The following is a 20,319-nucleotide window of genomic DNA, read 5'->3' on the forward strand; positions in this document are numbered from 1 at the left end:
CGTACGCCAGCATTCACTAAAGCAACCTTATCGACCAAGCGGGCCGGATGTCGGCGCACGCAGGCGGCAGTCTAAAAGAGCAGGCGTACGGCTTGCCATAACATCCCGGCATTTCAGTTATGCGCTCGCTGTTGTGTGCCGGAAATCCAAGCAGAGTACTTTTGTACTCCACCCGGTAGCCCAGTGATGAAACCGTCGAGCGGCCATTCAAGACCGCACGCAGAAAGGGCCAAAAGCCCCAGCCGGTCAGCTTCCTCGACGTTATCGGCAAATATTGACTATGATCCCGCCTTGAACGTTTCAGCATGTTTCAAAAGGGATACAGATGTCAGTCCAGGAAATACCCCCTCTCCCCAGTAAAAGCACCGTCGCGAAGATGGAAGCCGCCATGGCGCTGGGCAGCTTTGCCATCGGCACCGGCGAATTCGCCATCATGGGCCTGATGCCCGACATCGCCAGCAACCTGCAATTGAGTGAGCCCCAGGTGGGCCATGCCATCAGTGCCTACGCACTGGGGGTGATGGTTGGCGCCCCGACGCTAGCGATTCTGGGCGCCCGGCTGCTGCGCAAGCACATGCTATTGCTGCTGATGGCCTTGTACGCCGTTGGCAACCTGGCGACTGCCTTCGCCCCCTCATTCAGCAGCCTGGTTGCCTTCCGCTTCATCAGCGGCCTGCCACACGGCGCGTACTTCGGCATTGCCGCAGTGGTGGCATCGAGCATGGTGGCCAAAGACCAGCGCGCGGGTGCGGTTGCCCGGGTGATGATGGGCCTGACCTTGGCCATGTTGCTCGGTAACCCGGTGGCAACCTACCTGGGCCAGTTTTTCGGCTGGCGTTCGGCGTTCGTGCTGGTTGGCGCCATCGCGCTGTGCACCATCGCCCTGGTGTGGCGCTTTGTGCCGCAGCGCCACGACGAAGTGCGCAGCGACCCACGCAAGGAATTGCAAGCCTTCACGCTGCCGCAGGTGTGGATGGCGCTGGCCATCGCCTCGATCGGCTTCGCCGGCATGTTCACGGTGTTCAGCTACCTGGCGCCGACCATGCTGCAAGTGACCCAGGTATCGCCACAGTGGATTCCGTTCGGCCTGGCGGCGTTCGGGGTGGGCGGCATCGTCGGCAACATTGCCGGCGGTAAACTGTTCGACCGCCTGCAGTTCCGCGCCGTGGGGCTGGTGCTGGTGTGGTCGATCGCAGTGCTGCTGTTCTTCACCTTCGCCGCCCAGGCGCTGTGGAGCCTGCTGTTGGGTATCGGCCTGGTGGGTACCATGATTGCCCTGGCCGCGCCGCTACAGATCCGCCTGATGGACATTGCCCATGAAGCGCCGAGCCTGGCTGCAGCGTCCAACCATGCCGCATTCAACCTGGCGAATGCTCTGGGGCCATGGTTGGGTGGCATGGCGATTACTGCGGGCATGGGCTGGACCAGTACTGGCTATATCGGCGCCGCGACTGCGCTGGTTGGCCTGGGCATCTATCTGATGGCGCGACGGATGAAAGGCGGCCACTGAGGCCAGCCATGTGGGGCTGCAGCGCAGCCCCAAAATCTCCAACCCGCCGCAATCCACAGTGCCCCCCAGAAAACGCTACCCTACCCCCTTCCGCACAAGCCACTGCCGAGCCCTTCATGTTCGATTGGGAAGACCTGCGTCATTTCTCTGCCTTCACCTCGGCCGGTTCGCTGTCCGCCGCCGCCAAGGCACTGGGCGTCGACCACGCCACCGTGGCCCGGCGCATCGCTTCGCTCGAAGCCTCGCTCAAGCTCAAGCTGGTCGACCGGCGTCCCCGCGCCTATGTGCTCACCGACGAAGGCCGACGCGTTGCCGAACTTGCCGAGCAAATGACCCTGTCCTCCTTCGCCCTTGAACATTTCGCCAGCGCCGGCCAACAGGCGGTAGAAGGCGAAGTGGTGCTGTCGGCACCACCGGCACTGCTCGGCAGCATCGTCGCCCGGCGCCTGGGCGAGCTGTACCAGCGCTACCCACAGTTGCGCCTGAAGCTGGTGGGCAGCAAATCAAAGGCATCCTTGGCCCGCCGCGAAGCCGACATCAGCATCGCCCTGGCCAGGCCCACAGAACCGACCCTGGTTGCCAGCCTTCTGGGCCACCTGGCCTACCGGCTGTACGCCTCGCCCGGCTACCTGGCCAGCGCGGCGGCCCGGCGCTACATCGGTTACGACGAGTCGCAGGCCAGTTCCCCTCAACAGCAATGGCTGAACCGGCAAGCCGGCCAGCAGCCCTTTGCGCTGCACAGCAATGACCTGCGCATCCAGGCTCAAGCCTGTGCCGGCGGCATCGGAATCGCCTGCCTGCCCGCGTTCATGGCGCAGGAGCACGGCCTGAAGGAAGCCGGCAGCGCCGAGCAGACCATGAGCATCGAAATCTGGCTCGCAGTGCATGAGGACGTGCGCGCCACCCCACGGATCAAGGCAGTTACCGACTTCCTCCAGCAACAAGTGCGGCCACTGCTGCGCTTGTGAATTTTTGCGGACTGGACCTGCATCAATATGGAATTTTCGCGCAAGGCTGCCCGCGTTAGGCTAACTCCATCACTAACGCCCTTGAAGGAGACGACGATGCAATACGTAAAGCTGGGTAACACCGGGCTGGACATCTCCAGGTTGTGCCTGGGCTGCATGACCTTCGGCGAACCCGACGCCGGCACTCATCCCTGGACCTTGGGCGAAGACGCCAGCCGCCCCATCATTCGCCATGCCGTCGAGCAAGGCATCAACTTCTTCGACACCGCCAACAGCTATTCGGCCGGCACTTCGGAAATCATCCTCGGCAAACTGCTTAAGGAGTTCACCCGTCGCGAAGAAACCGTGATCGCCACCAAGGTGTTCTTCCCGGCCAACATGTGGGAAGGCGCCAGCCGGCCCAATGAACAAGGCCTGTCGCGCAAGGCGATCATGGCCAACATCGACGCCAGCCTTACCCGCCTGGGCACCGACTACGTCGACCTTTACCAGATCCACCGCTGGGACTACCACACCCCCATCGAGGAGACCATGGAAGCCCTGCACGACGTGGTCAGGGCCGGCAAGGCGCGTTACATCGGTGCATCGTCGATGTACGCCTGGCAGTTCGCCAAGGCACAGCAGGTGGCGGCCAGTAACGGTTGGAGCCGTTTCGTGTCGATGCAGAACTACCTCAACCTGATCTACCGCGAAGAAGAACGCGAAATGATCCCGCTGTGCCTGGACCAGGGGGTCGGCCTGATGCCCTGGAGCCCGATGGCCCGCGGGCGCCTGACACGGCCGCACGGGCAGCAGACCGCACGCACGCGCAGCGATGTATCCGGCCAGTCGTTCTATGAAAAGACCGAGGTGGAAGACGGCCGGGTGATCGACGTGGTCGAGCAGATCGCCGGCGAACGGGGCGTGCCGATGGCCCAGGTTGCGCTGGCCTGGGTACTGGGTAAGGCCGGCGTCAGCGCCCCTATCGTCGGCGCCTCGAAGCCCGCCCACCTGGACGATGCACTGGGCGCGTTGTCACTGCAGCTGAGCGAGGCCGAGGTGGCGCGCTTGCAGGCCCCTTACGTCCCCCATGCGGTAACCGGCTTCAAGTAGGGCGGGCTTGCGGCAGCTCGATGCGCACCCGCAGCCCGCCGCTGGTTGCGGCCAGCGCGGTGATGCAGCCGCCATGCAGGGCGATGGCCCGCTGGGCAATCGCCAGGCCCAGGCCAAAGCCATCGTCGCTGCTGTCGGTACCTCGGTCGAACGGCTCGAAGATGCGCTTCAGCCGCGCCGGGTCTACGCCCGGACCGTGGTCGCTGACACTGACCTGGAACCATTGCCCGCCCGGTGCCAGCGCAGCCTGCACCAACACTTCTGTGCCGGCGGCGGTGTAGCGCACGGCGTTGCGGATGATGTTCTCGAACGCCCGGTACAGCAACTCTTCATGCCCATGGATAAGAAACGCGCCTTGGGCTTGCAGGGACACCTGACACTGCTTCATGCCTGCCTCGAAACGGGCGTCTTCAACGATCTGCGCCAGCACGTCTACCACATCCACACTGGCAAAGTCGCTGTCGCCCTGCCGAGCCTGGGCGCGGGCCAAGGTCAGTAGCTGCTCGATCAGGTCGTCCATGCGCCGTGACTCGCGCTCCACCCGCTCCAGCATGTCATGTCGGTCGGGTTGCTGACGCATCAGGCCGATGGCGGCATGCATGCGGGTCAGCGGTGAACGCAGTTCGTGGGAAATATCGTGCAGCAGGTTCTGCTGCGCCTGCACCAGGGCCTTTAGCTGGCCGGCCATGCGGTCGCAGTCCTCGGCCAGTTCAACAATCTCGTCGCGCCGCTTGCCCAGCCTGGGCTTCACGCGCACATCGAACCTACCCTGGGCCACCTGGGCCATGGCTTCGCGCAGCCAGGCCAACGGGCGAGTCAGGTAAAGGCTGCACAGGAAGGCAAACAGCGCACTCATCAGCGTGCCGGTGAACAGCGGGCCCATGCCCCGCGGGCGCGGCGGTTCGCCAAGCACCGTGGCCACCGACGCACGCAGCACCAGCGGGCGACCCTCGCGGTCGCTCAACGCCTGCTCGAAACGCGACACCGACACCGCCCTGCCCGCCAGCAGCTGGCCTTTACTGTCATAAAGGCCCACTTGCACATCCGGCGGCTGCGGTGACACCTCCAGCAGTTGCCGGCCTGCCTGCTCACCGTAACGCTGCAGTAGCTGCAGTTCGGTGGCCAGCAGCGAACGCAGCGCCGGGGTATCGCCGCGCCAGTCATTGAGCATGAAGGCACCCGCACCCACCAGGAAAGTCAGGCAGTTGGCCAGCCAGAACGCCAGGAACAGCTTCCAGAACAGGCGCCGGCGCATCATTCGACTATCAGCATGTAGCCCATGCCACGCACGCTCTGGATCCAGCTGCTGCCGTCGGCACGCGGGCCGAGCTTTTGCCGGATGCTGCTGACGTGCACGTCGATACGCCGGTCATAACGGGTCAACGGCCGACCCAAGGCATTGAGTGACAGGTCCTGCTTGCTGACCAGCTGGCCAGCCTGGCGGGCCAACGCTTCGAGCAGGCTGAACTCCGAGCCGGTCAGCTCCAGCGTGGCTTCGCCCCAGTGCGCTTCACGGCGGCCCGGCCACATTTTCAATGCGCCCGTGCGCACGTGTTCGGGCGCACTGCCCTCGCCCGTCGGGTGCGGCTGCACCCGGCGCAATATCGCCCGCAGGCGTGCCACCAGTTCACCCGGGGAACTGGGCTTGGGTACGTAGTCATCGGCGCCCAGCTCAAGGCCGGCAATACGGTCGATATTGTCGCCACGCGCGGTCAGCAGCAGCACCGGCACCTGGCTGCGCGCACGCACGCGCCGCAGCACTTCGATGCCAGAGATACCCGGCAGCATCACGTCCAGCACCACCACCTGGAAGTGACCGGACAACGCCTGGGTCTCGCCTTCTTCACCGGTAGCCACCGCCGTGGCCTGGAAGCCTTCGCGCGCCAGGTACAAAGAAAGCATTTCAGTCAGTTCGCGGTCGTCGTCGACCAGCAGCACAGGGATCATCGGGGCCAGATATCGCAATTGCAGGGGCTGTAATGATCGCCCCGGCGGCCGGGGCTGTCACCGCCGGCCGGTCGGACTTTACACATCTTTACCCTCGGCTAACCGCGCCGTACACAGCCCGCCCGTATCCTCATCGCCCGCTGCTAGCGGGTTGCCCGCGCTTGCCCCCTTCGAATCCGCTTGTCTGGAACCCCCGATGAACTACCCGCGCCTGTTGCTCTCCATCCTGTTGCTGAAAGCCACGCTGGCCCAGGCCTCCCCCTTCAGGATCGCCGACATCCGCGTCAACGGCCTGCAGCGGGTTTCCGCTGGCAGTGTCTTCGGTGCCTTGCCGCTGAACGTCGGCGATCAGGCCGATGACCGCCGCCTGGTGGACTCGACCCGTTCCCTGTTCAAGACCGGGTTCTTCCAGGACATCCAGCTGAACCGCGATGGCAATGTGCTGATCATCAACGTGGTCGAGCGCCCGTCGGTGTCGAGCATCGAGATCGAAGGCAACAAAGCGATCAGCACCGAAGACCTGATGAAGGGCTTGAAACAATCGGGCCTGGCCGAAGGCGAGATCTTCCAGCGTGCCACCCTTGAAGGTGTGCGTAACGAGCTGCAGCGCCAGTATGTGGCCCAGGGCCGCTATTCGGCCGAGGTCGACGCCGAAGTCGTGCCGCAGCCGCGCAACCGCGTGGCGCTGAAGATCAAGATCAACGAAGGCACCGTCGCTGCCATCCAGCACATCAACATCGTTGGCAACAACGTGTTCGATGATGACACCCTGGGCCAGCTGTTCGAGCTGAAGACCACCAACTGGCTGTCGTTCTTCAAGAACGACGACAAGTACGCCCGCGAAAAACTGTCCGGTGACCTGGAGCGGCTGCGTTCCTACTACCTCGACCGCGGCTACATCAACATGGACATCGCCTCCACCCAGGTGTCCATCACGCCAGACAAGAAACACGTCTACATCACCGTCAACATCAACGAAGGCGAGAAGTACACCGTTCGCGACGTGAAGCTGTCCGGTGACCTGAAAGTGCCGGAAGACCAGGTCAAGTCGCTGCTGCTGGTGCAGCCGGGCCAGGTGTTCTCGCGCAAGGTGATGACCACCACCTCCGAGCTGATCACCCGTCGTCTGGGCAACGAAGGCTACACCTTCGCCAACGTCAACGGCGTGCCACAGCCGAACGACCAGGACCACACGGTCGACATCATGTTCGTGGTCGATCCGGGCAAGCGTGCCTACGTCAACCGCATCAACTACCGCGGCAACACCAAGACCGAAGACGAAGTGCTGCGTCGCGAAATGCGCCAGATGGAAGGCGGCTGGGCTTCGACCTACCTGATCGATCAGTCCAAGACCCGTCTGGAGCGCCTGGGCTTCTTCAAGGAAATCAACGTCGAGACTCCGCCGGTGCCAGGCACTGACGACCAGGTCGACGTCAACTACAGCGTCGAAGAGCAAGCCTCCGGCTCGATCACCGCCAGCGTCGGTTTCGCCCAGAGCGCCGGCCTGATCCTCGGTGGTTCGATCAGCCAGAGCAACTTCCTCGGTACCGGTAACAAGGTGTCCATCGGCCTGACTCGCAGCGAATACCAGACCAAGTACAACTTCGGCTTCGTCGACCCCTACTTCACCGCCGACGGTGTCAGCCTGGGCTACAACCTGTTCTACAACACCACCGACTACAGCGACTACTACGACGATGGCGTTTCGTACTATGCGATCAACAGCTACGGCGCCGGGGTCAGCTTTGGCTACCCGATCAACGAAACCTCGCGCCTGACCTACGGCCTGACCCTGCAGCATGACGACATTTCGCCGGGTACCTATAGCGCCGACGAGATCTACGACTTCATCTCCCGTGAGGGCAAGAGTTTCAACAACCTGAAGGCGTCGATCGGTTGGTCGGAATCCACCCTCAACAAAGGCGTGTTGGCCACCCGTGGCCACTCGCAAAGCCTCACGCTGATGGCCACAACCCCTGGCAGCGACCTGTCGTTCTACAAACTGGACTACAACGGCCAGGCCTTCCTGCCGGTGACCAACAACACCTCGCTGCGCCTGCACACCGAGCTGGGCTATGGCAATGGCTACGGGTCCACCGACGGCTTGCCGTTCTATGAAAGCTACACCGCAGGGGGCCAGGGTTCGGTGCGCGGGTTCAAGGACGGCACCCTCGGCCCGCGCAATACCCCGGCCACCGGCACCTACGCCAGCGCCGGTCAGGCTTACTATTCCGACCGCGACACCGACGTGCTGGGGGGCAACATCCTGATTACCGGCGGCGCCGAATACATCTTCCCGTTGCCGTTCGTGAAGGACCAGAGCCAGCTGCGCAGCTCTCTGTTCGTCGACGCCGGCAACGTTTATGCCGACACCTGCTACCTCTCGACCACCCAGGGCTGCGGCAGCATCGACCTGGCGCAGATGGCCGTGTCGCTGGGGGTTGGTGTGACCTGGTACAGCCCGATGGGGCCACTGAGCTTCAGCCTGGCGGCGCCATTGAAAAAGCCGGACAACGCCGAGACGCAGATCTTCCAGTTCTCGCTGGGGCAGACGTTCTGATACACCAGCCATGCACGGCCCCTGTAGGAGCGGCCTTGTGCCGCGATGGGCTGCGCAGCAGCCCCATAAGTTGTTGCCATGACACTGAAATCCCGGGGCTGCTGCGCAGCCCATCGCGGCACAAGGCCGCTCCTACAGGGACCGCGTAGGGCCTGTTTGAGTATTACCCGCTTTTACCCCCGCTTAACCCAAGTTGACAGTCACCTTGCCTAAGCTGGGCAACACCCGAACCCGCCCAGCAGGACACCCTCATGCCTCCGTTCACACCCTGTTTCCCCACATCACTGCGCCACGATGAAGTACCGGTCGCACTGCTCGACCTGGTCCAGCAACGCCTGGCCGGCCTGCTGGGCCCACGCTTTACCGTGGTGCTGGGCGGCAGTGGCAATGGCGCCGGGGTCAGTCATTACCACTTGGCAATACAGCACAACCAGAGCGGCGTTTCACTTGAGGACTCTGGCGACGTCGGTGCCGGTTTCATCGAGCGGCTGCTGCGCATGGGCGCTCAGGTAAGGGATATGCTCGACTCAGCCACGTTCAACCGCATGGCCGGCGACGACCCGGGCCGACCGCTGGTATGGCTCAGCGAGCTGGCCAGCGACGGGGAAAGCATTACAATGCGCGCCCCAATCTGAAATATGTTTTTCCCATGAAATCACTGCTTTACGCCGTAACCTTAGTGTTTTCCTTCACCCTCCCTGCCTTGGCCAACCCGCCAGCGACGTTCACCGAGGCCAAGGTGGTGGCCAAGCAGAAGGTGTACCTGGACCAGGCCAGCAGTGCCATGGGCGACCTGTACTGCGGTTGCAAGTGGACCTGGGTGGGTAAGTCGGGTGGGCGCATCGATGCCGCATCGTGCGGCTACCAGACCCGCAAGCAACAGAACCGCGCCGAGCGCACCGAGTGGGAACACATCGTGCCCGCCTACACCTTCGGCAACCAGCGCCAGTGCTGGAAGAACGGCGGCCGCGAGCACTGCGTGGACAACGACCCGGTGTTCCGCGCCATGGAAGCCGACCTGTTCAACCTCTACCCGGCCGTGGGCGAGGTCAACGGCGACCGCAGCAACTTCAACTACGGCATGGTCGCGGGCAATGCCGGCGAGTATGGCCAGTGCACCACCAAGGTCGACTTCGTCCAGCGCGCCGCCGAACCGCGCGATGAAGTCAAAGGCCTGGTGGCCCGTACCACGTTCTACATGTTCGACCGTTACCAACTGAGCATGTCGCGCCAGCAGCAACAGCTGCTGATGGCCTGGGACAAACAGCACCCGGTGTCGGCCTGGGAGAAAGAGCGCGACCGGCGCATTGCCGCGATCATGGGGCACGCCAACCCGTTCGTGAGCGGGGAACGCAAGTGGACGGCTGACTACAAGCCAGTTGGCAGTGGCGTGGCGCAAGCGGTGCCGGTGAAAGCCAGCAAGGCAGAGGCCAAGCCGAGCCTGGCCACTGTCCAGTCAGTCGGGGCCGTGCTTGGCAACCGCAACAGCCACGTTTATCACCTGTCTGCTGGCTGCCCGGGCTATAACCAGGTTGCCGCCAAGAACCAGGTTACCTTCGCTAACGAGGGTGAGGCGCAGGCAGCGGGCTATCGCAAGGCAGGTAACTGCCGATAGACCTGTATTGTACGGGGGCTGCTGTGCAGCCCCTTGTTCTCAGGTCCTGCACTCCTCATTCACCAAATTCGCCGGCCGCTCGCCGGCCAGCGCGCTGAGCAGGTTGTCTACCGCGCAACGCGCCATGGCCTGGCGGGTTTCCTCGGTCGCGGAGCCGATATGCGGTGTCGCTACCACGTTATCGAGCTGCAACAGCGGCGAGTCTACTGATAGCGGCTCCTGCACAAACACATCCAGCCCCGCACCGCGTATGCGCCTGGCCCGCAACGCTTCGACTAGCGCCTGCTCATCCACCACGCGCCCGCGTGAGATGTTCACCAGGATCGCCTCAGGCTTCATCAACGCCAGCTCCCGTGCGCCGATCAGGCCTTCGGTGCTGGCGCTCAGCGGCACCGTCAGGCAAACGAAATCCGCCTGCTGCAACAACTCATCCAGGCTGCACTGGCGTGCCGCATGGCGCGCCTCCACCTCGGGCTTGGCGCGCTGGCTGTGGTACAGCACACGCATGCCAAAGCCAGCTGCCGCGCGCCGGGCCAAGGCTTCGCCGATGCGGCCCATGCCAACGATGCCCAAGGTCTTGCCATGCACGTCACAGCCAAAATGCGCCGGCCCCAGGTTGGCCTGCCAATGGCCGTCACGCACCCAGTTCGCCAGCTCCACCACCCGCCTGGCTGTAGCCAGAATCAAAGCAAAGCCGGTGTCGGCAGTGGTTTCGGTGAGCACGTCAGGTGTGTTGGTCAGCATCACCCCACGCCGGCTGAGTTCGGCAACATCGTAGTTGTCCACGCCCACCGAAACGCTGGACACCACTTCCAGCTGTGGCGCCAGGTCCAGCAGGCTGGCATCCAGGCGCAGGCTGGCCCCCAGCAACCCGTGAGCACCCGGCAACGCATCGCGCAGGCGGGCCAGGCCATCGGGCTGGGAGGTATCCACCCAGGTCACCTCGACGCGCTCTTGCAGGCGTGCCATCAAGTCGTCGGACAGGCGTTTGTACAGCACGATTCGCTTCTTCATTGCAGTTTTCCTATGAGTTCATGGCCAGCCGCGAGCTACCGCGCTTCGTCTGGGATGTATTGAGTGCGGCGGTAAGTGCCACTGCGGTCAGCAGCGCGCCGCACATAAACAGGTAAGAGGCCCCTGGCCCGCCCGTAGCGCCATTCAGGTAACCCACCAGCCACGAGCCGCCGAACGAGCCCAGCGCGCCCATGCTGTTGATCAGCGCCATGGCCCCGCCTGCGACGTTGGCCGGCAGGATCTCGGGCACGATCGCGAAGAACGGGCCATAGGGTGCGTACATGCAGGCACCGGCAACCACCAGCAACGCGTACGACAGCCAGAAATGCTCGCTGCCCAACGCGTACGAGCCATAGAACGCCACGGCGGCAATCAACAGTGGTGGCCAGACGAAGCGCTTGCGCTTTTGCAGGCGGTCGGACGCCCAGGACACACCGACCATCGCCAGCACCGCCGCCAGGTACGGCACCGAGGCCAGCCAGCCGGCCTGCACGATATCCACATTCGCGGCCTCCTTGAGAATCGACGGCAGCCACAGCACGAAGCCATACACGCCAATGCTCCAGCAGAAGTACTGCAGCGCCAGGATGATCACCTGCGGCGAGCGGAACGCCTCGCGGTAGTTCTTCACGGGCTTGATACCCTGTTGCTCGGCGGCCAGTGCCTGCGCCAGGGCCGCCTTCTCCTGATCGCTCAGCCACTTCACCTGGGCCGGGCGATCATCCACCAGGCGCCACCAGAAGAACGCCCAGATCACGGCAGGCAGGCCTTCGATGATAAACATCCAGCGCCAGTCGTAATGCTTGATCAGGTACCCCGAAACCACCGACATCCACAGGATGGTCACCGGGTTGCCGAGCATCAGGAAGGTATTGGCACGCGAGCGCTCGGCACGGGTGAACCAGTGGCACAGGTACACCAGCATGGCCGGCATGACGGCGGCCTCTACCACCCCGAGCAGAAAGCGGATACCTATCAGCATGTAGACGTTGCTGACCATGCCGGTGAGCGTGGCAAGGCCGCCCCACAGGATCAGGCAGACGAAGATCAGCTTCTTCACGCTGCGCTTTTCGGCGTAGATGGCGCCGGGCACCTGGAAGAAGAAATAACCGAGAAAGAACAGCGCACCCAACAGCGAAGACAGCACCGGGGTGATGTGCAGGTCTTCGGCCATGCCGGAGGCGGCGGCGAAGCCGTAATTGGCGCGGTCCAGGTACGCCAGGCTGTAAGTGACGAACACAATCGGGATGACGTACCACCAGCGGCGAGGTGCCAGGCTTTGGCTTTGCATGGTTTGGTTCTCCTGAGCTTGTTTTTTTTGTTGCAACAGGTGATTCGGGGTTGGCTGGCTCACGCGCTTCTGCGCAGGTAGTAGGCCTCCAGCTCGTGGCGCAACGGCAGCCCTTCCATGTCGCCGCGCGACTGCACGGCGCGGCTGCCGCACCAGTTGCCACGCGCCACTGCTGCGGGCACGGCGCGGCCCTCCAGCAACGCGCTGAGCACGCCGACGGCGAAGGCATCACCCGCACCGACGGTGTCCACCACTCGGCTGACCGGCACGGGTGCTACCTGCCCTTCGCCCTTGGCGCTGCGGAAGTAGGCGCCGGCATCGCCCAGCTTGATCACCACCAGTTCCACCCCTTGGTCGAGGTAGAACGCGGCGATGTCCGCCGGGGTATGCTGGCCGGTCAGCAACCGCCCCTCTTCCAGGCCCGGTAGCACCCAGTCGGCCTTGGCCGCCAGGGCATTGGTTTCGCGCACCATGCTGTTTTGATCCGGCCACAGCGAGGGGCGCAGGTTGGGGTCGAACGATATGCTGCGCCCGGCTACGCGCATGGCGTCCACCAGCGCGTGGGACAGCGCACGGCAGCTGTCGGACAGCGCCAGCGGGATGCCGGTGGCGTGCAGGTGGCGAGCCTGAAGGCAGGCAGGGCTCAGCAGTGCGGGCGACAGCCTGCTGGCTGCCGAACCGCGGCGAAAGTACTCCACTGCCGGGTCGCTGCCATCATCGCAACGTGCCTTGAGCTGAAAACCCGTCGGGTAACTGGCATCCACCTCGACACCGGAACAGTCAAGGCCTTCGCGGCGCAAGCTGTCGAGCACGAAACGGCCGAGCGAGTCGTCGCCTACCCGGCTCAGCCAGCGCACCTTGAAGCCCAGGCGTGCCAAGCCGATGGCCACGTTGCTGTCGGCGCCGGCTATGCGTTTGCCGAACTGACCGACACTGGCCAGGTCACCTGTTTGCTCGGCGACGAACATGGCCATGGTCTCGCCGAAGCACAGCACGTCATGCTCATGCATGGGCCACCTCCACCCTCGCGCCCAATGCAGACAGGCTGCGTACCTGGGCACGGGTAAGCGCCAGCAAGTCTTCGCCAACCAGGGGGTACTCGACGGCGCGCATCACGCCGGGGGCGAACTCGGTCATCAGCGCTGTCCACGCCTGCAGGTCCGCCGCTTGGGGCGGTATGGCAACCAGGCGACCATCGGCCCGGCGCTGCACAGCCTTGCAATGCACATAGCGCACCCAACGGCCCAGTTGCCGTGCGGCTTGCCGCGCAGGCTCGCCTTGCCACTGCCAGTTGCCGATGTCGAAGGTCATGCCCAGACGCAGCCCAAGCGTGTCGGCACGCTGGAAGAACTGCAGCAGCGGTTCGATCCTGCCACCGTGTGCGGTTTGATCGTTTTCCACCAGCAGCAGCGGCCCCTGCGCAGGCAGCAGCGCTGCCAGGGCGGTTACATCGCAGTGCGCATCGAAGTGCCCCAGGGAAACCTTCAGCGCTACAGCGCCAAGCGCCCGGGCAGTTTCCAGCTTGCGGACCAGTAGCGGGTCAGGCACGCCTTGCGCGGTCCACAGTTCAAGAGGTGTCGAGTACAGGCACTCCAGGCGCAGTGCGGCGATGACCGCACCGAGTGCAGCCGCGTCCGGTGCACTGGCGAACAACTCTTCGCGCAATTCCACTCGGCTGACGCCAGCGGCCGCCAGCATGTCCAGGAACTGCTCCTGGCCACGCTGCCGCACAAAGTCGGCACCGTAGCTTGAGAGGCTGATGGAAACGGGGTTCGGGTGCATTGTTTTTATCCTTATGAAACCGGTTTCATTTTAAGTCGGCAGCAGCAGGCGCGGGCCTGCCGTTGCTTACTGGGGTTGGGTTGAACTGCGGATGATGAGGTTGGCCTTGAAGTCGATGCGCCGGGCTGCCCCGTTGTCGCCGCGCAGGCGACCGAGCAGGCTTTCGAATGCCGCCACACCGATACGCTCGGTGGGTTGGGCCAGCGCAGTGATGCCTTTGCCGACCAAGGGGTACCAGTCGAGGTCGTCGAGGGCGATCAGCCCGACATCGGCGAACAGATTGCACCCGGCCTCGTGCAGGGCCCGGGTCACCGCCAAGGTGGCAACGCCGTTGAAGGTGAAGATGGCTTGCGGGCCATGGCCGCGGCTGGCAAGAAACGTAGCCAGTTGGCCCTGCAGCCCGGCGCTGATTTCCAGTACCTGCTGGCGCATGCCGGGCCGGCGGCTGACCGACGCGCCGAATGCCTGCACCCGCTCCAGCCGTGAGCTGGTGCCATCGAGGGGTTCGCCGACCGCCAGGATGTCGCGGTAGCCCTGGGCCTGCAGGTGGTCGAGGGCCTGCTCGACGGCGTCGGCATTGTCCAGGCCTACCAGGTCGACATTCAGCTCGGGCAATTGGCGGTCGACCAGCACCATGGGGATGTCACGCTGCAGGTTAAGCAGTTCGCCGGGGTGATGCCCGAGCGTGTTCACGATCAACCCTTCGACGTTGTAACTCTGCAGGGCCACCAGGTGGTGACGCTCCTGCTCGTCGTCGCGGTTGGTGTTGCACACCACAAGGCTGTAACCGTGCTGACGGCAGGCGGTTTCCACACCATGCATCACGGCCACTGAATAGGGGTTGAGAATATCGGCCACCAGCATGCCGATCAGTCGCGTCTGGCCGCGCTTGAGGCCGCGGGCCATCTGGTTGGGGCGGTAGCCGAGGCGTTCGATGACCTGTTCCAGACGCTTGGCCGTGGCTTCGGCCAGCAATTGGCGATCGCCCCCGATGTAACGGGAGACGGTGGCCTTGGAAACACCAGCGACACGCGCTACTTCGCTGATGGTGACCCGTTCGCGGGCATGGGCAGGCGCGTCGGTCATGGGCGGTCCTTATGATTATTGTGATAGCGATGAAACCGGTTTCAATACAGCAAAACTGCGGCAGTTCGTCAACCTGCCGTTGGTCGGCAATGTTGAAACAAAGATGATATTCAAGATTAGATAAGCAAATTAAATAATTGATGCAAATACAATTTCACCCAAAAACAATGTGGGAGCGGTTCACCCGCGAATGCGTCGGTAGATTCGACATCGCATTCGCGGGTAGGCCCGCTCCCGCAGTGGATCAGGGTGCAGCTGGAGAGGTCAGCGAAGCGACTTCACATCACCCGCCGTAACGGCGCTGCCCTGGTTACCCCAGCTGCTTCTGATGAAGTTCACCACCTCGGCAACCTCCTGGTCACTCAGGCGCCAGCCGAATGCCGGCATGGTGAAGTTCGAGGGCGCGGTGTGCGTCGCCGGCACCGTACCCCCCGCCAGCACCACGTGAATCAGCGATGTGGCATCTGCGGTCTGTACCACCGGGTTGCCAGCCAACGCGGGGAACACGCGGGTGTAGCCTTGGCCATCGGTCCGGTGGCAGGCCGCGCAGTTGTCGATGTACACCGCCGCCCCGGGTTTGCTGTCGTCGCCCTTCCACAGCGCATCCGCGACCTGCTTGTCGTAGACGTGCGGCTGGTCATTCGGATTGCTTGGCGGAAGGGTCTTCAGGTAACGGGCGATTGCGCTAAGGTCGGCGTCACTCATGTGCTGCATGCTGTGTTCGACCACATCGCTCATGCCGCCGAACACCGCGCTGCGATCGCTACGCCCGGTCTTCAAAAACTGAACCAGCTGCGCTTCGGTCCAGCTGCCCAGGCCGTCCTTGTGATCGCCACGCAGGTTTTTCGCAATCCAGCCTTCCAGCGGTGCGCTGCCGGCCAGGAACTGCTCGCCATCTGCAGGGCTCAGCGCCTTTTCCTGCATGGTCAGCGCACGCGGTGTATGGCAGGCGCCACAATGCCCAAGGCCTTCGACCAGGTAAGCACCACGGTTCACCACCGGGTCGGCTGCAGCCGATGCCTGCCAGGGCTTGGCCTCGGGCGCAAACAGACCACGCCAGATTGCCAGCGGCCAACGCATGCTCAGCGGCCAGGGAATGTCAGTGGCCTGGTTCGCCTGCTCGACCGGCTCCACACCCTTCATGAAGTAGGCGTACAGCGCCTGCATGTCCTGCTCGCTGACCCGCGCATACGACGGGTATGGCATGGCCGGGTACAAGGTGCTGCCATCCTTGCCAATGCCCTTGCGTACCGCCTGGTCGAAGTCTTCGAAGCTGTAATTGCCGATGCCGCTGGCCGCCGGGGTGATGTTGGTGGAGTACACCGTGCCGATTGGCGTTTCCATCGGCAGGCCGCCGGCAAAGGCCTTGCCGCCCTTGGCGGTATGGCAGGCCACACAATCACCGGCGCGGGCCAGGTACTCGCCATGGCGCACCTGCAGATCGTCATTCGCCACGGCCTGTACGGCCGTAGTGGCACCGAGCAGCAGGGTTGCGATCAACATTGTCTTCATGCTCATCGCTCCTCAGGCCTGGACCAGCGGGCCGGGGTTTTTCAGGTACTGCTCGCGGATCGCGCGTGCCGACCAATAGGTCAGCGCGGCCACCAGCCCGGTCGGGTTGTAACCCAAGCCCTGCGGGAACGCCGAAGCCCCCGGCACGAACACGTTATGCACGTCCCAGCTTTGCAGGTAGCGGTTCAGTGCACTGGTCTTGGGGTCGGTGCCCATGATCGCACCGCCGTTCAGGTGGGTAGTCTGGTAGCTGGCGGTGTTGAAGTGGTCCTTGACCTGCTTGCCCAGCACGGCAATGGCCTTGGGGTTCATCGCCTGAGCGATCTTGCTCAGCTTGTCGACCATGAACTGGTTCATCTTGATGTCGTTTTCCTGCCAGTCGAAGGTCATGCGCAACAGCGGCTGGCCGTAGGCGTCGCGGTAGGTGGGGTCCAGGTCCAGGTAATTGGCACGGTAGGACTGGTGGGCGCCATGGGCGTCCATCGACACCTGGTGGGTGTAGTAGTCGGCCGTGGCTTTCTTCCAGGCACTGCCCCAGGCCGGCGTACCCGGCGGGTTGGAGGTGCCGGCAATCGGCCGGCTACCGGCCTGGTTCACCCACATCGGCGAGCCCCCGACAAAGCCGTGGGGGCCATGGTCGAAGTTGTCGGCATTGAAATCATCGATGGCAATGCCGTTGCCACCTGCGCCGATGAAGTTGTTGGTGTAGGTGTTTTTGTCGAAGAACGCCTTGACCGTGCCCATGTTCTGGTAGGCGAAGTTACGCCCGACCACACCTTCGTTCTTGACTGGGTCATAGGGCTTGCCGATGCCGGAAAGCAGCATCAGGCGCACGTTGTTGAACTGGAACGCCGCCAGGATCACCAGCTCCGCCGGCTGCTCCACCTCGCGCCCCTGCGCATCGATGTAGGTCACGCCAGTGGCCTTGCGCTTGCTGTCGTCCAGGTTTACCCGCAGCACATGGGCATTGGGCCGCAACTCGAAGTTAGGCACCTGGCGCAGCGCCGGCAGAATGTTCACGTTGGGCGAGGCCTTGGAGTACATGTAGCACACGTAGCCGCTGCAGAAACCACAGAAGTTGCACGGCCCCATCTGCGCCCCGTACGGGTTGGTGTAAGGCCCGGAGGTGTTTGCCGATGGGAGGTTGTAGGGTTTGTAGCCCAGGCTGGTGGCGGCTTTTTCGAACAGCCTGGCCGACACCACGTTCTTCTGCGCGGGCAGCGGGAACGGGTTGGAACGGTCCGGCGCGTAGGGGTTGCCGCCCTTCCCTTCACCGACCACCTGGCCGTTGACGGTCCACGCCTGGCCAGAGGTGCCAAAGACCTTTTCGGCAAAGTCGAAATACGGTTCCAGTTCTTCGTAACTGACGCCAAAGTCCTGGATGGTCATGTCTTCGGGAATGAACTTACGCCCGTAGCGCTCTTCGTAGTGGCTGCGCAGGCGCAACTCCACCGGGTCGACCCGAAAGTGCACACCCGACCAGTGCAGGCCCGCACCGCCCACGCCCTTGCCCGGCAGGAACGCACCGAGCTGGCGATTGGGCAGTGCCACGTCATTCACGCTGTGGCGAATAGTGACGGTTTCTTTCGACACATCCACGAACAGCTTCTTGCGCACGCTGTAGGTCAGCTCATCGATCACTTGCGGGTAGCTGCCTTCCGGGTAGGTATCCTGCATCGGCCCCCGCTCCAGGGCCACCACGTGCAGCCCGGCCTCGGTCAGCTCCTTGGCCATGATCGCGCCAGCCCAACCGAAGCCGACGATGACCGCATCCACTTTGTTCAACACAGTCGCCATGCCTCAGGCCCTCTCGCCGCGGATCGATACAGCCGGGAACGGGTAAGGCTCGTTACGCTCGACCCAGTCCATGAAGTCGGCGCGGGCACCGGGGAAGCCAATCTGGGTCCAGCCGACCATGCCTTTGTTGCCGCCATGAATCGGGTCGCAGAAGAACCCCTCACGGGTGTTCTGCACCAACAGGCTGAAGAACACCTTCGCCGGGACGGCGTCGAACACCAGTTCTCCTGCTTCGACCTTGCTGAGAATACGGTCTCGGGTAGCGCTATCTTGCGCGGCAAAAACTTGCCCGCCGTTGGCTTTGCACCAGCCGTCCACGGCCGCGATGCCCAGGCGATAGATTTGTTGCGGGCTGAGCTGCAACTGGTAGCCAAGCTCGGGCGCGGCGTCGGCGTTGAACGGGCCTTGCATGTACCACTGCGCGCCAGTCGCGTAGGGGGTGTTCATCTGACGGTCGATGAACTCGGCGGCGCCGGCTTCGAGTGCGCCGGGGCCAAGCTCATCGGCCGGGATGATGCGCGATACCGCAGCTTGTACAAACGCCCACTCTTCGGCGCTGAAGAACGTCGGTTGATAGTTGCCCGCAGGCGGCGTGGCCGGCACGTTCGGTTGCTGATGCGGTTGCGGGGCCGCAAGCAGCTGGCTGGCGCCCACGCCAAGCCCTGTGCTGGCCACGGTAACCACGGGGATCAGGGTCAAGGTCTTGCGCAGAAAGTCCCTGCGCGGGTTGTCTGGGGCATGCTCAGGCATTGCGAATCCTCATCGGCTGTGCGGCGGCCTTGATAAGCGCCATCTGATTTTCTGTGGGAGGTGATCTTGATAGGCCATCAAGAAGACAGCCGAATAATCTAGCGCGTTCAGAAATGTTTTGAAACCGGTTTCATGCTTGACAATAACCCGCTGAGCCGCCCCGACACTGCCGGTCGGTCAAGGCCTTTTCCATCTGTCTCACTCTCTGCGGATATGCCGCTACCTACAGTGTCGTCGCGCGCGCCTCTCACAGGCGCTACTGGACCGAAACAAACGTAGGAGCAAGCGCAGCTCGCTATGCGCCGCGCGGGCGGCGCTCGATCCCGCAGGCACCGCAGACCCAAGGCTAACCTCTATCAGGCTGAAATCGCCTGTGCCCCCGGCCAGATGACAGCCTGGGCGACGATTACATTCTTGCCATTGAACGTGAGCGCAGGCCCACCATGGAGCTGATACCCTTGCTCCAAGGCATCACTCACTCCCTAAACGGCGGTGAGAAGCTCCCGAAGGCGCTGAAGGGCTGGCAAGTTACGATTTGACTCACTATAAGCCAATACGATGTTCCGGCTGTAACGGGAATCCTGACTTACGGGAATATAGTGAGAACTGAACGACCCTATCGTGAGCCACTGAGGTACCAGTGACACCCCCTGCCCACAGGACACCAGCAAATCAATGGCTTCCAGTGAATCGATATCGCAAGCCACCCTTACATCAATGTCACGATCATCAAGGTAACGTTGAGCCAATGACCCGCCCCATGAGTTGACGTCGTAGCGTATGAAGGCCTGAGATTGCAGGGCGGATAAAACTGCTTCTGCGGTGACCGGCGTACCGCTTAGCAGCCCAAGCGGCTCGGAGCGGAGCAAATATAGCCTTAAAGACTTAGGTAGTTTGAACGGTGGCTCAACGAGAATGGCCGCGTCCAGATCGCCACCGACAAGTTTATCGTACAGGAGCCTTGAATCGCCTGGGGTAATCTTCAGCTTCACGTCAGGTGCGCATACCGAAAACTGTTCGATGGCTGACGGTATGATCCCCGTTAACGCGGTGGATATAGCGCCAAGACTAAGGTCCCCTCGCAAGCCATCAAGTTGCAAATCGAATTTCAATTCATTGGCTTGTAGTATGATGTCACGAATTTTTTGTATCACTGCAATCAGCCTCTGGTTGGGCCTTATCGAATGGGCATCTCGATTGAAAAGCTCGCACTCCAGTTCTTTTTCGAGGCTTTGAATTCGCAAGCTGATGGCCGTCGATGACACACTCGACTTTTTTGCAGCACTCGCGATTGACCCGTGGTCAATGACAGATATAACTGCCTCAAGCGTTCTGATGTCCATACCGATTCCTTATGCTCAGACCAAGCATTGGTGGGTGTACATGAATCGCGCG

General features: G+C 62.9%; 18 protein-coding genes. 6 read left to right on the forward strand and 12 right to left on the reverse strand.

Features of this window, described 5'->3' with window-relative positions:
• Positions 1 to 325 precede the first annotated feature (325 nt).
• The 3 genes from MRBLPB4O_RS14405 to MRBLPB4O_RS14415 all read left to right on the forward strand — a co-directional run bounded on the left by MRBLPB4O_RS14405 (position 326) and on the right by MRBLPB4O_RS14415 (position 3,570).
• Positions 326 to 1,510 (forward strand): MFS transporter, encoded by a 1,185-nt coding sequence (locus tag MRBLPB4O_RS14405; RefSeq protein WP_341795623.1) that lies wholly within the window; start codon positions 326 to 328, stop codon positions 1,508 to 1,510.
• 116 nt (positions 1,511 to 1,626) lie between these two features.
• Positions 1,627 to 2,478 (forward strand): LysR family transcriptional regulator, encoded by an 852-nt coding sequence (locus MRBLPB4O_RS14410; protein WP_341795624.1) that lies wholly within the window; start codon positions 1,627 to 1,629, stop codon positions 2,476 to 2,478.
• 96 nt (positions 2,479 to 2,574) lie between these two features.
• On the forward strand, positions 2,575 to 3,570 hold the full coding sequence (locus tag MRBLPB4O_RS14415) for an aldo/keto reductase (RefSeq protein WP_341795625.1): 996 nt from the start codon (positions 2,575 to 2,577) through the stop codon (positions 3,568 to 3,570).
• Here the strand turns inward: MRBLPB4O_RS14415 and MRBLPB4O_RS14420 are convergent.
• Both MRBLPB4O_RS14420 and MRBLPB4O_RS14425 read right to left on the reverse strand, forming a co-directional pair.
• On the reverse strand, positions 3,563 to 4,828 hold the full coding sequence (locus MRBLPB4O_RS14420; RefSeq protein WP_341795626.1) for a HAMP domain-containing sensor histidine kinase: 1,266 nt from the start codon (positions 4,826 to 4,828) through the stop codon (positions 3,563 to 3,565). The two genes, MRBLPB4O_RS14415 and MRBLPB4O_RS14420, sit on opposite strands and share 8 nt — an antisense overlap.
• Positions 4,825 to 5,517, reverse strand: coding sequence for a response regulator transcription factor (locus tag MRBLPB4O_RS14425; protein ID WP_132845811.1), 693 nt, complete (start codon positions 5,515 to 5,517; stop codon positions 4,825 to 4,827). Before MRBLPB4O_RS14425 ends, MRBLPB4O_RS14420 begins: the two co-directional genes overlap by 4 nt.
• Positions 5,518 to 5,713: 196 nt before the next feature.
• Here MRBLPB4O_RS14425 and bamA point away from each other — a divergent pair, with 196 nt between their 5' ends.
• The 3 genes from bamA (at position 5,714) to MRBLPB4O_RS14440 (ending at position 9,692) form a co-directional block, all read left to right on the forward strand.
• Positions 5,714 to 8,077, forward strand: a complete 2,364-nt coding sequence (gene bamA, locus MRBLPB4O_RS14430) for an outer membrane protein assembly factor BamA (protein WP_341795627.1) — start codon at positions 5,714 to 5,716, stop codon at positions 8,075 to 8,077.
• A gap of 251 nt (positions 8,078 to 8,328) precedes the next feature.
• A complete protein-coding gene (locus tag MRBLPB4O_RS14435) occupies positions 8,329 to 8,712 on the forward strand; it encodes a hypothetical protein (RefSeq protein ID WP_341795628.1) in 384 nt (127 codons plus the stop codon).
• A gap of 14 nt (positions 8,713 to 8,726) precedes the next feature.
• Positions 8,727 to 9,692, forward strand: a complete 966-nt coding sequence (locus MRBLPB4O_RS14440; protein WP_341795629.1) for an endonuclease — start codon at positions 8,727 to 8,729, stop codon at positions 9,690 to 9,692.
• 39 nt (positions 9,693 to 9,731) lie between these two features.
• On the opposite strand, the gene MRBLPB4O_RS14445 is transcribed toward MRBLPB4O_RS14440, so the two are convergent.
• The 10 genes from MRBLPB4O_RS14445 to MRBLPB4O_RS14490 all read right to left on the reverse strand — a co-directional run bounded on the left by MRBLPB4O_RS14445 (position 9,732) and on the right by MRBLPB4O_RS14490 (position 20,267).
• Positions 9,732 to 10,706: a D-glycerate dehydrogenase gene (locus MRBLPB4O_RS14445; RefSeq protein WP_341795630.1), complete on the reverse strand. Its 975-nt coding sequence runs from the start codon at positions 10,704 to 10,706 to the stop codon at positions 9,732 to 9,734.
• A 10-nt stretch (positions 10,707 to 10,716) separates the two neighbouring features.
• Positions 10,717 to 11,997 carry an MFS transporter gene (locus tag MRBLPB4O_RS14450; protein ID WP_341795631.1) on the reverse strand — a complete coding sequence of 427 codons (1,281 nt, stop codon included), beginning with the start codon at positions 11,995 to 11,997 and terminating at the stop codon, positions 10,717 to 10,719.
• A 59-nt stretch (positions 11,998 to 12,056) separates the two neighbouring features.
• Positions 12,057 to 13,007 (reverse strand): sugar kinase, encoded by a 951-nt coding sequence (locus MRBLPB4O_RS14455; RefSeq protein WP_341795632.1) that lies wholly within the window; start codon positions 13,005 to 13,007, stop codon positions 12,057 to 12,059.
• Complete coding sequence (locus MRBLPB4O_RS14460) at positions 13,000 to 13,779, reverse strand: AP endonuclease (protein WP_341795633.1); 780 nt, start codon at positions 13,777 to 13,779, stop codon at positions 13,000 to 13,002. The genes MRBLPB4O_RS14455 and MRBLPB4O_RS14460 overlap by 8 nt, the downstream gene beginning before the upstream one ends.
• 66 nt (positions 13,780 to 13,845) lie before the next feature.
• Positions 13,846 to 14,865 carry a transcriptional regulator PtxS gene (gene ptxS, locus MRBLPB4O_RS14465; protein WP_341795634.1) on the reverse strand — a complete coding sequence of 340 codons (1,020 nt, stop codon included), beginning with the start codon at positions 14,863 to 14,865 and terminating at the stop codon, positions 13,846 to 13,848.
• Positions 14,866 to 15,129: 264 nt separating this feature from the next.
• Positions 15,130 to 16,377 carry a cytochrome c gene (locus MRBLPB4O_RS14470; protein ID WP_341795635.1) on the reverse strand — a complete coding sequence of 416 codons (1,248 nt, stop codon included), beginning with the start codon at positions 16,375 to 16,377 and terminating at the stop codon, positions 15,130 to 15,132.
• A 12-nt stretch (positions 16,378 to 16,389) separates the two neighbouring features.
• Positions 16,390 to 18,174 carry a GMC family oxidoreductase gene (locus MRBLPB4O_RS14475; RefSeq protein ID WP_341795636.1) on the reverse strand — a complete coding sequence of 595 codons (1,785 nt, stop codon included), beginning with the start codon at positions 18,172 to 18,174 and terminating at the stop codon, positions 16,390 to 16,392.
• Positions 18,175 to 18,177: 3 nt separating this feature from the next.
• On the reverse strand, positions 18,178 to 18,924 hold the full coding sequence (locus MRBLPB4O_RS14480; RefSeq protein ID WP_341795637.1) for a gluconate 2-dehydrogenase subunit 3 family protein: 747 nt from the start codon (positions 18,922 to 18,924) through the stop codon (positions 18,178 to 18,180).
• Positions 18,925 to 19,280: 356 nt separating this feature from the next.
• On the reverse strand, positions 19,281 to 19,403 hold the full coding sequence (locus tag MRBLPB4O_RS14485) for a DUF1737 domain-containing protein (protein WP_341795638.1): 123 nt from the start codon (positions 19,401 to 19,403) through the stop codon (positions 19,281 to 19,283).
• Positions 19,404 to 19,406: 3 nt separating this feature from the next.
• Positions 19,407 to 20,267, reverse strand: a complete 861-nt coding sequence (locus MRBLPB4O_RS14490; RefSeq protein WP_341795639.1) for a LysR family transcriptional regulator — start codon at positions 20,265 to 20,267, stop codon at positions 19,407 to 19,409.
• Positions 20,268 to 20,319 lie beyond the last annotated feature (52 nt).

The sequence above is a fragment of the Pseudomonas sp. LPB4.O genome (genome assembly GCF_038383825.1).
Taxonomy (GTDB): Bacteria; Pseudomonadota; Gammaproteobacteria; order Pseudomonadales; family Pseudomonadaceae; genus Aquipseudomonas; species Aquipseudomonas putida.